Genomic DNA, 12,697 nt, shown 5'->3' on the forward strand with positions numbered 1-12,697 from the left:
AAACGTTTTCGATTTAACGAAAACGTTTTCGATTTGATGAATTTATGTATATTTATGTTAAATTTTAGCATTCAATTTTTTAAAATTAATTAAATTTTGGTAACACTTAAACAAATAGCAGAAGAATTAGGAATTTCTATTACAACCGTTTCTAAGGCACTAAAAGATTATCCTGATGTAAGCAAAAAAACAAGAAAATTGGTTAGAGAAACAGCGTCTTTGCTAAACTATAAACCCAATGCTTTTGCTGTAAATTTAAGAACTAAAGAATCAAAAACTATAGGTTTAATAATTCCAGAAATTGTACATCATTTTTTTTCTAGTGTAATTAAAGGTATTATTTCTCAAGCAGAAAAGAAGGGGTATTTGGTAATTACGCTTCAATCTAATGAGTCTTACGAATTAGAAAAGAAACAAATAGATTTATTACTAAATAAAAGAGTAGATGGTATTTTAATTTCTTTAGCAAATGGTACAGGAGATTTTAAGCATTTAACAGAAGTTGCAGAAAATGATGTGCCTCTTGTTATGTTTGATAAGATTGCTAAAGTTGTCAAATGTTCTAAAGTGATTATAGATGATAGAAAAGCAGCTTACAAGGCAACAGAATATTTAATAAAAATTGGATGCAAAAGAATAGCTCATTTTAGAGGTCCGTTATTGCCTCAAAATTCAATAGATAGATTTTTAGGATATAAAGAAGCACTAGCCAATTACAATATTGCTTATGACAGTAGTTTGGTTTATCTTTTAGATAAAATGAGTTTTGAAGAAGGAAAGTTTTTTGCCAAAAAATTGATAGAAGATCATAAAGATGTAGATGGAGTTTTTATAAACACAGATTTGGTGGCTATTGGTGCAATAGCAGAATTTAATAACCAAGGTATACAAATACCAGAAGCGTTAAATATTGTTGGTTTTAGCAATTGGTTTATGTCTTCTGTCATTTCTCCCTCATTAACTACAGTTGATCAGCCAGGGTTTGAAATGGGAAAAAAAGCTTTTAAATTGTTATATAAAGAAATAAAAGATAGAAAAAAGAATAAAACAATTACGTTTAAAAAAGTGGTTTTAGATACAGACTTAATTCTAAGAGATTCTACAAAATAATCCATATAAACGTGCAACCTTTTGTATTTTTGATGCGTCTTATAAATTAAGATTTTATTATATCTTGTTTAACATATTTTAAAGCACTGTTTTTAACAGAAGTTTTAAGTTTGTCAGCATCAACCAACAACAACTTATGAAAAGAATACCTTTCTTAATTTTATTATGTATCTCGTCTATACAGATTGCTCAAGTAACAGGTAAAATTACAAATCAAAAAAACGAACCACTTCCTTTTGTAAGTGTGTATTTAGATAAAGCTGCTATTGGTACTACTTCTAATAATAATGGAGATTATATTTTAGACATAAAAGACAAAGGAAATTATAGTCTTGTATATCAATTTTTGGGTTACAAAACTGTAAAAAAGCAAATAAAAATTACCAATTTCCCATATGTTTTAAACATTACTTTAGAAGAAGAAAAAATAGAATTAGACGGTATTTCTATCTCTACTAATGACAACCCTGCAAATAATATCATTAGAAAAACCATAGATAATAAGGATAAAAATACAGATAAATATGCAAATTTTACGGCAAAATTTTATTCGAGAGGATTAACCAAAATTAAAAATGCTCCAAAAAAATTTTTGGGACAAAGCACAGGAGATTTTGGAGGAGGCTTAGATTCTACAAGAAGCGGTATTGTGTATTTATCTGAAACATTTTCAAAAATTGCTTTTCAGAAAAAGCCCAACAGGTTTAAAGAAAAAATTGTAGCATCAAAAGTTTCAGGACAAGATAATGGGGTTAGTTTTAATAGAGCAGAACAATCTAATATAAACTTATACGACAATAGTGTTGCAACATTTAACGATTTGATTTCTCCAATATCTACAAATGCCTTTGCTTATTATAGGTATAAATTAGAAGGTACTTTTTACGACACCAATGGTAAACTTATTAATAAAATAAAACTGAATCCTAAACGCAAAAATGATCGAGTTTTTGAAGGTTTCATTTACGTTGTAGAAGATGATTGGGCTTTATATGGTGCAGATTTAACTACTTCTGGCGCTCAAGTCAATTTACCTTTTGTAAATACTTTGGTTTTAAAACAAACTTACATTTATAATACTAGTGTTGATGCTTGGATTTTGTCTACACAAAGCATAGATTTTGATATTAATTTTTTAGGCTTTAAACCAAGAGGTCGTTTTTCTTATGTGTATTCAGATTATGATTTTAAACCAGATTTTACAGAGAAAACATTTACAAACGAGGTATTGTCTTTTGAGGAAAATGCCACTAAAAAAGACTCTGTGTATTGGAATACTTTAAGACCTGTACCGCTAACAAAAGAAGAAATTAAAGATTATCTTTTTAAAGATAGTTTAAAAGTAGTTAGAAAATCTAAAAAATATTTAGACTCTGTAGATCGTAAAGGCAATAAATTTGGTTGGTCAGATCCACTCATAGGGTATTCATATAACAACTCTTATAAGAAAAAAACATTTTCTTATCAAGGTCCACTTTTAAACACAAGTTTTAATACTATACAAGGGTTTCATACAAATGTAGGAATCAACTTTTTTGAAAGATTAAATGATGATGGAAAATGGTGGAATGCAGGTGCTAATGTTAGTTACGGATTTTCTGAAAAACGTGTAAGACCTACTTTTTATGTTACTAAAAAATGGAACAACACCAACAAAAGAAGACTTTCTGTTTTTGGGGGAGTTACCACAGCACAATTTAATGATAGAAACCCAATAACCAATTTAGATAATTTAATACGCTCTTTACTTAGAAGAGAAAATTATTTAAAAATTTATGAAAAAGAATTCGCATCAATTCGTTACGCAGAAGAAATTAAAAATGGTATCTACTTTTCTTCTTCATTAGAATATGCCAATAGAAAACCACTTTTTAATACAAGTAATTATTCTTTTGTAAGCGAAAGCAATAGTGAGCAACCCTATACGTCAAATAATCCTTTAGATCCTACAGATTTTACAAATCCGGCATTTACAGCACATAAAATAGCTACATTAAATATAGGAGCAACGTTTACTTTTAATCAAAAATATTTATCTTACCCAAATAGTAAGGTAAACTTAGGAAACGATAAGTATCCTACGCTAAATCTTCAATACAGAAAACGATTTGGAGCAACCAATAATGAACTAAACTCAGATGTATTTATAGCTAATATTAGGCAAAATATTAGTGCAGGAAACTATGGTGATTTTGGTTACAACTTTAGAGGAGGTATTTTTCTAAAAAAGAAAAACATTGCTTTTATGGACAATTTGCAGGCCAACGGAAATCAGTTGTTTTTTGTAACGAGTGATAAATCTTTAAGTAGGTTTAATTTGCTAGATTATTATCAGTATTATACAAACGACAGGTATGCAGAGGGGCATTTAGAACATAATTTTAGAGGGGCTCTTTTAGGTAAAATTCCGTTATTAAATAAATTAAATTTTCATTTAATAATAGGAGGTAAAGGTTTGGTTATGGCAGATAGAAACCCTTATACAGAATATTCTGTAGGTCTTGGAAACTTAGGTTTTGGTAAATGGCGTTTTTTACGAATAGATTACATTAGCGCAAGATATAGTAATGTAAATCAAAGAGGATTTGTTTTAAGGCTTAACCTTCCATAATTTTGTAAGATGATTATTAAGATACTTTTTTTTGGAATTACTGCAGATTTAGTTCACACAACTCATCTTACTTTAGATATTGATAAAGATGTAAAAGTAGCAAGTTTTAAAGCTGTTTTAGAAAGCAAATATCCTCAATTAAAGAATGTAAACTCTTATGCAATAGCTGTAAATGAGGCATATGCAAGTGATGATTTAATTTTAAAAGAAAATGATACTGTTGCTATCATTCCACCTGTAAGTGGAGGATAATTTTTAGCGTAAATACTTCCAATCTACATAAAAAGTTCCAAAAGGAATAATAGAACCAAGCAACACTATACCCAAAGTTTTATTGCTCCATTGCATTTCTTTTTTAATCAAAAAAGCCAAAATAATGTAGAGCATAAAAAGCAATCCATGAGGCATTCCAAAGAGTTTTACAAAACTAGGGTCATTTAAAACATATTTATAATACAAGCCCAAACTCATTAAAAGTAGGTAAGAAATGCCCTCTAAAAAACTTACAATTCTAAAGATATTTTTCATCTTACAAAGTATTGATAATTCAATAACAAAGATAAGGTTTGAATTAGTATTTTTGTTACGTAATGAAAAGAACTTCTATAAAAATTACATCAGAAAAATTAGATTTACAAGCATGTTATCGTTTTGTAGAAGATGATGCCTGTGGTGGTATTACCGCATTTATAGGTACCGTTAGAAACGATACCCAAGGAAAAGAAGTACATCAGCTAGATTTTTCTACCTACAAACCTATGGCAATTAAAGAAATGCAAAAAATTGCAGACACAGCCTTAGCCAAATTTGATATCAAAAAAATAGCCATTCATCATGCAGAAGGAATGTTACAAATTAGAGACATTCCAGTAATTATTACTGCATCTGCAAAACATAGAAAAGCTGCTTTTGAGGCCTGTGAATTTGCTATTGATACCTTAAAAGAAACGGTACCTATTTGGAAAAAAGAATACTTTTCTGATGGTGAGGTTTGGGTAAATGCACATCCGTAGATAGATTCGTTTAACGGTTTTATGTATTGAATGTTTCGGCTTTGTGAACGAGGAATTTCCTATGGAAATTCAGGAGTTTGCAAAGAAATAACAAGTTTTAGTTTAGCCAAATACAGCAATATTTAATACACGGTGTTGGCAACTGTAATTTTTTAATTCCTAATTTTTATCATATATTTTATCAATAATTCCTTCAAAAGTTTCTTTATCATATGGAGAAGGTGCGCTATTTAATACTATTTTATTGTTTTTGTTAAAAATAATATATCGTGGAATCTCTTTAATATTAAAGGAACTTGATAATGCAGATTTAAATCCTTTTAATAGAAAAAAAGAATTATTGAAATTTAAAACGTGTTCAAATTTCTTATTTGTTTCTAACCATTTTCCGTAATCTTTTTCTGGTGAAATGTAAATCCATTCAACATTGTTTTCAACCTGAAGTCTATCTTTAAAAGGTTTCCCCTCCTTAATTTGTTTTATACATGGAGGGCACCAGGTTGCCCAAAAATCAATAACCTTTATTCTATTTTTTGAACGAGCAAAAATTTTCATTAGCGATAAGGTGTCTCCATTCATATTAATAAATTTGGAATTTATAGCAGATTCTGATATCTCAAAATTATACGATTTTAAATCTTCTTTTATATCATTCATAAACTCTATATAAGATGGCTTTGTGAATTTATCTTCATATTCATCAATTGATTTTTTTAGGAGTTCAATAGTGTTCATACTTTTACCAAACCCTTTTAAATGATAGTCCCGAAACATTCTAGCCATGGCATAATTTTCTATTTCACCTTCAAAATTGTTTTGAATAAATTCTTTTTCTGCTAAAAATTTTTCTTTAGAATACGCTAAATATTTAGAATCGAGAAAATAATACCTTATATATGGGTTAATATTATCTTTAAAATAAACGCTATTATATAGACCATTTACATTTTTGAATTCTTCAATAGATATATTTCCAAAATAGTTAGGTAAATCAATAATAAGCTCAGAGTCTTTAGCCGCTTCTTTTTGAATTATTGGCATTAAACCATCAATATCTCCAACATAAATATCGTTAAATCCTGATTTTAAATTTTTTGGTGAGACAAGTGCCGCTAAATACTCTTGTTTTATATGAGTTTTAAAGGTGTTAATAAATAATTCAGATTGAATATTATTGTCTTTCACGTATTGATCTAAAAAAGCAACTTTTTTATTATAGATAGATGCTACATTTTTTTTATACAGATTTATATTTCCTAAATATGGGTTTTTACCATAGGCAGGTGTGTACTTATCCATTTCAGACCAAAAATTATTTTTAATTGCATTTTTGCCCAAAAACTTCATTGCACCATCTTTTATTTTAATACTTATAGTATCTCCTGGAATTAGAAAGGCATACCCTTGGTAAAAGGCTTTACTAGCGGTAATAATCTGGGAGAATAATGGTTTCTCGATTGAATTTAAAACAATATGTATTGAATCAGAAATAGTCTCTTTTGTAAAATCTAGATGAGGTCTTCCAAATAAATAAGTATTATTTATAATATTTAAAACTTTAAACGCAGGTATATCATCAGTTGTGCCAGTTATAACAACTTTATTTAATTTAGGGCTATCATCTTTTTTTTCAATAATGCTAATTGCTTTCATTTGATGAAGTGAATTATTTGTTGTCTTTTTGCAAGAAGAAAATACTATTATAAATAGTAAAATTATTTTTTTCATAGTGTTGCAATTTCTATTTTTAATTATACATGGTGTTACCACCTCTTATTTTTTTAATTTTTCCGATAATAATTCACTCAATTCCTTAGGCTTAATATTTATTTTAATAATTTTTCCACTTGAATCTAGTAAAATGTTATAAGGAACTCCTTTTAGTAGAAATTTTTCAGCACTTGTATTTAAAGAATCAATTACTTGAATCCAATCTAAATCATCCTCATTAATTGCTTTTTTCCATTTTTCAATATCTTTATCAATGGAAATTCCTAATATTTCAAAATTTTTATTTTTAAATTCATTGTATAAATTTTTAAATTCAGGGTTAGTTTGCCTACAAGGAACACACCAAGAAGCCCAAAATTCAAATAAAACATATTTTGATTTTATAGTTCTGCTATCAATTAATTTATTGTTTTGATTTGGAAGAATAATATTAGGTGGAATCTTTCCTATATTTAATAATTTTATTCTTTTTATTATATATTTAATAGTGGTCAAATCTTTTTTGGATTGATAATTTGTATCAATTAATTTATATAAATTCTCCATTTGATTACTGTCTAAATATCCGTAAAAGCTATTTAAAGAAGCAAGGTTATTTCCACTTAACGCTGATTTTGGGTTAGTTTCAATAAATTCTAACAGGTTTTCATAAAGGAGTTTTTTTTAATACTTTCTTCTTTTTCATTATGAAAAGTACTTTTCATTTTTGAATTAAAAGCTACACTTAATTCTTGACTTTTTGACCCTGAAATACTATCTAGTTTTAAAAAATCAGTTAACTCTCCTCTATAATCAGACTGGTCATTTTTTAACGAAATAAAAATCTTATTATTTTCTAGCATAAATGATACTACTCCCATCATTTTTTTTGAATTAGGAGAGGAAGGGTAAAATGTAGCTTCAACAGGATTTTCATTTTCTCCTACAAATGAGAATTCATTATCTTCAACTAATGTACTATCTATATTGTCATTGTATTTTAGGTAGATATATTTTTCAAAATTACCCTCAATTTTTCCTTTTATTTTAAATCCTTCATTTTCTTTCTTTGTACAATTGATTAAAAGTATTGAACTAAATATAGTTAATATATAATTAGAAATTTTCATAGGTATTAAGATTTCTTATTGTTGCCAACTTGTTATATCCGAACATTTAATTCTCCTATCAAGATGAATTAAATGAAGTATGTAATTTTTTAATTAAGGTTGAGGTCAAAATTACCTCTAAAAACATAGCGTGTCAATCCCCGAAAATAGTATATTTTTTTATAACAGAAAATAGTAAAAGGACTCACGGTTATCCGTTAATCCAAAATGGAAAGTTTAAGAGAACGAAAAAAAATTAACGGTTAACGGTTTTTCTACTTTGTAACCACAAATAAAATTGAAATCCAAATAATAATGCACCAGCCATTAAATGTATGGATTGTGTACCAAAAGGGATTTCTGCATAATACATTAAAATTCCGGTTATAGTTTCTAAAAATAGTAAGAAAACAATCCAATTCACCAATTTGTAGCCCAAATTTTTCGTTTGATTGATATAAAACAAACCTAGGTTTACCAAAACAATGGCAATTGTAAAAGATCTATGAAAGTAAAATTTAAGGCTAGGGTTCATTAAGCTATAGTTCTTATTTTCAAAACCAAACAGTTTTACTTGTTCGTCTATAAATTGTCTTACTTGGGTTCCCATGGCAATTTGTATCAAAGAAAAAAGTACAGAAACAATCAGTAATTTGTTAAACAAAGAATTATAAGGGTAAGTTTTGGTTTTAGAAACAATATATTTTAACCCTAATAAAAGAGCAATAATTATTAGACCAACCACCATATGAATGGTAATTTTTGTTGGAGATAAATTAGAATCTACAACGGTTTTGCCTAACCAAGCTTCAAACAATAATAAAAAGAATGCTAAAAAAGCTAAAATAGGAATACGTTTGTCTGTTTTTCTGAGTTTAAAAGCACCATAAATTAAAAAGAGAAAAACAAAACCAGCTAGCACAGAAACAAGTCTGTTAATATACTCCGTCCAAGTGTGGTATTTGTTAAATACATTGTAATTGTGTTTCGTATAAGGTGTCCAATAATCAGCATTAAAAGTCGATGCAGTTTTTAAATCTTGTTGAGCCACAAATAAAGCTTCATCTTTAATAATAATAAAGCCCTTTTTAAATTCAGTATTAGGTTTCCAAGTAATTTGATCTTCAGAAGTTGGTGGTATATAATATCCAAAACATTTTGGCCAATCAGGACATCCCATTCCAGACCCAGTCATTCTAACTACAGAGCCTGCTAAAAATATTAAATAAATAGAAATAATAGCAATTTGAACAATTTTAGGAAACTTAGCTTTCATTTAATTTAAATCTTTACACAAAAATACGGCAAAAAAAAAGTCGCTTAAAATATTTAAGCGACTTGTTACTATGTAAAAAAATTCTAAATAATATAATTAGATAACTCTAACGTCTACCGCGTTTAAACCTTTTCTACCTTCTTTAAGATCAAATTCTACTGCATCACCTTCTCTAATCTCGTCTACTAATCCAGATACATGCACAAAGTGCTCTGTTTTTGAACCATCTTCAACTATAAATCCAAATCCTTTTGATTCGTTGAAGAATTTTACTGTTCCGTTTTTCACTATAATATAAATAAATGTTAATAATACCGCAAAGGTACACTTATATATGCTTGGTTTTACAAAAGATATTTTTTTAACAGTTTTGTTTAACGTTTTTATTGCTCAAAAATTGAATTTTGATTGTTTTTTTAAGAGAAAATACTACAAATAAAAATTTTTGAAAAGCGGGTTTTAAGAATCTCAATAAAAATAAAGGTTGTAGCGTTTTCTTAATTGTAAATAACTGATAAACAATTTATTAAAAAAATAATTTTTATACTTAAAAAATGATAAAATCACAAATTTGTTAAAAACTTCAGGGGTTTTGTGAATAAGTAGGTCTTTCATTTTGAAACAAAAATTACAATCTTTGTTAGGCTGGAAAATTAACATTAACTTAATACTTATTAGATCGTGGAAATAACTCATATTATAAAAAGAGACTATCAAACAACACCTTTTGAATTAGAAAAAATAACAAATGCCATAGAAAAAGCAATGCAAACCGTAAACAACGGTACAAGACAAGATGCTGTTGCTATTTCTAATATAGTTAATGGTGCATTGTTAGAAAGGAAGTTGAATGAACCTTTATATATACCAACGGTAGAACAAGTACAAGATATTGTAGAGGTAAAATTGATGGACAGCCCTTTTCGTGATGTTGCCAAGGCATACATCTTATACAGAAATGAGCAAGCCAGAAATAGAAAAACAAATATTTTTGAAAAACGAGTTAATTTAAAGCCTTACGAATATCCAAATTTATATGAGTATGTAGATGCCATTAGGCACTCATATTGGATCCACACCGAGTTTAATTTTACCAGCGATATCCAAGATTTTAAGACGCATCTTTCTGAAACAGAAAGACACGCTATTAAAAATACCATGTTAGCAATTTCTCAAATAGAAGTAGCTGTAAAATCTTTTTGGGGAGATATTTATAAGAAAATGCCCAAACCAGAAATAGGTTCTGTAGGCTCTACATTTGCAGAGAGTGAGGTACGTCATCATGATGCCTATTCACATTTATTAGAAGTTTTAGGATTAAACAACGAGTTTGAAAATCTAAAAAAGAACCCTGTAATGATGCGTCGTGTTAATTATTTAGAATTGGCATTGCAAAACTCTAAAAGTAAAGACAATAAAGAATTCTCTGAGTCTGTATTGTTATTTTCATTATTTATAGAACACGTTTCTTTATTTTCTCAGTTTTTAATCATAATGGCATTTAATAAGTTTAAAAATGCTCTAAAAGGAATTTCTAATGTAGTAGAAGCAACTTCTAAAGAAGAACAAATTCATGGAGATTTTGGTATAGATATTATCAAAATTATTAAAGATGAAAATCCAGATTGGTTTGATGAAGATTACACCTTAATGATACAAGAAATGTGTAATGAAGCATTTTACGCAGAAAGCAAAATTATCGATTGGATTTTCGAAAAAGGAGAATTAGACTTTTTACCTAAAAAGGTAATTAATGAATTTATAAAGAACAGATTCAATAAATCTTTAGAAAGCATTGGGGTGCCTAAGATATTTGATATTGATGAAGATTTACTTTCTGAAACAGAATGGTTTGATGATGAAATTATTGGAACCAAACACGGAGATTTCTTTGTAAAAAGATCAATAAACTACAGCAAAAGAACAAAAAGTATAACTAGCGACGATTTATTTTAAACTATGAACTCAAACACAACAAATCAAACCACACAATCTAAGACAGACCACGAAAAGATTATTGAAGCAAGAAACTCATCTAGAAAAGAGATTCTTGACAAAATGAATACACCAAATTATACATGGTTAACAGAAAATAGTCGTAAATTCTTAGAATCTGGATACTTAACAGAAGGCGTTACACCAGAAGGAAGAATAAGAGAGATTGCAGAAAATGCAGAAAAAATTCTTAACAAACCTGGTTTTGCAGACAAGTTTGAAAACTATATGGCAGCAGGGTTTTATTCTTTAGCGTCTCCAGTTTGGTCAAATTTTGGAAAAAGAAGAGGTTTGCCAATTAGTTGTTTTGGTTCGCACGTTGCAGATGATATGGGAGATATTTTGTTTTCGCAGTCAGAAGTGGGTATGATGTCTAAATTAGGAGGTGGTACTTCTGGTTATTTCGGAAAACTACGTCCAAGAGGAGCAGAAGTAAAAAATAATGGGTCGTCTTCTGGTTCTGTGCACATTATGCAATTGTTCGAAAAAATGGTTGATGTGGTTAGTCAAGGTTCTGTAAGAAGAGGAAGATTTTCTCCGTATTTGCCAATAGATCACCCAGATATTAAAGAGTTTTTAGAAATTGGTACAGAAGGAAACCCAATACAAGAGTTAACACATGGGGTAACTGTGGGTAGCCAATGGATGGAAGAAATGATAGAAGGTGATGTAGAAAAAAGAAGTATCTGGGCAAAAGTTTTACAATCTAGAGGAGAAATTGGGTATCCTTATATTTTATTTAGAGATAATGCAAACAACGGAACTGTAGATGTATATAAAGACAAAAAACTAGAAATATACGCTAGTAATTTATGTACAGAAATAATGTTACCATCTAATGATGAGTGGTCTTTTGTTTGTTGTTTATCATCCATAAACCTTTTGCATTACGACAAGTGGAAAGATACAGACGCGGTAGAAACACTAACGTACTTCTTAGATGCAGTTATGGAAGAGTTTATTACCAAATTAGAAGTGTATAGAGATTCTGAAAACAGAGACGATCAGTTTACATTCCGTTTTATGGAAAAAGCATACAACTTTGCAAAATCAAATAGAGCTTTAGGTTTAGGAGCCTTAGGTTGGCACTCTTTGTTACAATCTAGAATGTTAGCTTTTGATAGTCAAGAAGCTTACAATTTAAACAATGAAATCTTTAAATTAATTAAAGAGAAATCATATGCAGCCTCAGAAGCAATGGCTAAAGAATACGGAGAGCCAGCAATTTTAAAAGGTTATGGTAGAAGAAATACTACTTTAAATGCAATTGCACCAACAACCTCTTCTGCATTTATTTTAGGGCAAGTTTCTCAAGGTATAGAACCAATCTGGTCTAATGTATATGTAAAAGATATTGCTAAGATTAAAACCACAATAAAAAACCCAATCTTAGAAGTGTTATTAGAAGAAAAAGGGAAAAGTACACCAGAAGTTTGGAGAAGCATTAGAGACAACGATGGTTCTGTACAACACTTAGACTTTTTAACAGAAGAAGAAAAAGATGTATTTAAAACCTATTCAGAAATAGACCAAAACGTAATTGTATATCAAGCAGCAAACCGTCAAAATTATATAGATCAAGGACAATCCATCAACATTATGGTGCATCCAGATATGCCAATTAAAGACGTAAACAAAGTTTACGTTAACGCATGGAAATTAGGTGTAAAATCTATGTATTACCAACACAGTATGAATGCAGCACAGAAATTTAAGCAGAAAAAAGAATGTGCTTCTTGTGAAGGATAATATTAAAATAAAAATTAGTGCAAAGAGAAGTCGAAAGATTTCTCTTTTTTTTTGAAGCTATTTCCAGCTTTCCATTATATCTTTTTTTGCCATAAACGGAAGCAAAAAAAGGATGCCATTTCAA

12 protein-coding genes are annotated in these 12,697 nt (G+C 28.8%); 6 read left to right on the forward strand and 6 right to left on the reverse strand.

The features are described 5' to 3' along the window. Nucleotides 1–93: 93 nt before the first annotated feature. The 3 genes from DUT90_RS00875 to moaD all read left to right on the forward strand — a co-directional run bounded on the left by DUT90_RS00875 (nucleotide 94) and on the right by moaD (nucleotide 3,973). Nucleotides 94–1,110 carry a LacI family DNA-binding transcriptional regulator gene (locus DUT90_RS00875; protein WP_114424827.1) on the forward strand — a complete coding sequence of 339 codons (1,017 nt, stop codon included), beginning with the start codon at nucleotides 94–96 and terminating at the stop codon, nucleotides 1,108–1,110. Nucleotides 1,111–1,246: 136 nt separating this feature from the next. After that, entirely contained in the window at nucleotides 1,247–3,721 is a 2,475-nt protein-coding gene (locus tag DUT90_RS00880) for a DUF5686 and carboxypeptidase regulatory-like domain-containing protein (protein WP_114424828.1), read from the forward strand. Between the two features lie 9 nt (nucleotides 3,722–3,730). Then, complete coding sequence (moaD, locus tag DUT90_RS00885) at nucleotides 3,731–3,973, forward strand: molybdopterin converting factor subunit 1 (RefSeq protein WP_114424829.1); 243 nt, start codon at nucleotides 3,731–3,733, stop codon at nucleotides 3,971–3,973. A gap of 3 nt (nucleotides 3,974–3,976) precedes the next feature. Here the strand turns inward: moaD and DUT90_RS00890 are convergent, their stop codons facing one another. Continuing rightward, entirely contained in the window at nucleotides 3,977–4,249 is a 273-nt protein-coding gene (locus DUT90_RS00890; RefSeq protein WP_114424830.1) for a DUF3817 domain-containing protein, read from the reverse strand. Between the two features lie 62 nt (nucleotides 4,250–4,311). On the opposite strand from DUT90_RS00890, the gene DUT90_RS00895 reads away from it, so the two are divergent. After that, the gene (locus tag DUT90_RS00895) at nucleotides 4,312–4,734 is read left to right on the forward strand and encodes a molybdenum cofactor biosynthesis protein MoaE (protein ID WP_114424831.1); all 423 of its coding nucleotides are present in this window, start codon (nucleotides 4,312–4,314) and stop codon (nucleotides 4,732–4,734) included. A 159-nt stretch (nucleotides 4,735–4,893) separates the two neighbouring features. On the opposite strand, the gene DUT90_RS00900 is transcribed toward DUT90_RS00895, so the two are convergent. The 5 genes from DUT90_RS00900 to DUT90_RS00920 all read right to left on the reverse strand — a co-directional run bounded on the left by DUT90_RS00900 (nucleotide 4,894) and on the right by DUT90_RS00920 (nucleotide 9,117). Continuing rightward, a complete protein-coding gene (locus DUT90_RS00900; protein ID WP_181858115.1) occupies nucleotides 4,894–6,387 on the reverse strand; it encodes a thioredoxin-like domain-containing protein in 1,494 nt (497 codons plus the stop codon). Nucleotides 6,388–6,507: 120 nt separating this feature from the next. Further along, a complete protein-coding gene (locus tag DUT90_RS00905; protein WP_114424833.1) occupies nucleotides 6,508–7,011 on the reverse strand; it encodes a TlpA disulfide reductase family protein in 504 nt (167 codons plus the stop codon). Between the two features lie 89 nt (nucleotides 7,012–7,100). After that, the gene (locus DUT90_RS00910; protein ID WP_114424834.1) at nucleotides 7,101–7,574 is read right to left on the reverse strand and encodes a DUF4369 domain-containing protein; all 474 of its coding nucleotides are present in this window, start codon (nucleotides 7,572–7,574) and stop codon (nucleotides 7,101–7,103) included. A 235-nt stretch (nucleotides 7,575–7,809) separates the two neighbouring features. Further along, a complete protein-coding gene (locus DUT90_RS00915) occupies nucleotides 7,810–8,829 on the reverse strand; it encodes a heme A synthase (protein WP_114424835.1) in 1,020 nt (339 codons plus the stop codon). Between the two features lie 96 nt (nucleotides 8,830–8,925). Next, on the reverse strand, nucleotides 8,926–9,117 hold the full coding sequence (locus DUT90_RS00920; RefSeq protein WP_114424836.1) for a cold-shock protein: 192 nt from the start codon (nucleotides 9,115–9,117) through the stop codon (nucleotides 8,926–8,928). A gap of 393 nt (nucleotides 9,118–9,510) precedes the next feature. Between DUT90_RS00920 and DUT90_RS00925 the strand changes: the two genes are divergently transcribed. Further along, nucleotides 9,511–10,785, forward strand: a complete 1,275-nt coding sequence (locus DUT90_RS00925; RefSeq protein WP_114424837.1) for a ribonucleotide-diphosphate reductase subunit beta — start codon at nucleotides 9,511–9,513, stop codon at nucleotides 10,783–10,785. Between the two features lie 3 nt (nucleotides 10,786–10,788). Next, nucleotides 10,789–12,573, forward strand: a complete 1,785-nt coding sequence (locus DUT90_RS00930) for a ribonucleoside-diphosphate reductase subunit alpha (RefSeq protein WP_114424838.1) — start codon at nucleotides 10,789–10,791, stop codon at nucleotides 12,571–12,573. The last annotated feature ends 124 nt before the right edge of the window (nucleotides 12,574–12,697 follow it).

The organism is Polaribacter sp. WD7, from assembly GCF_003335085.1.
Classification (GTDB): domain Bacteria; phylum Bacteroidota; class Bacteroidia; order Flavobacteriales; family Flavobacteriaceae; genus Polaribacter.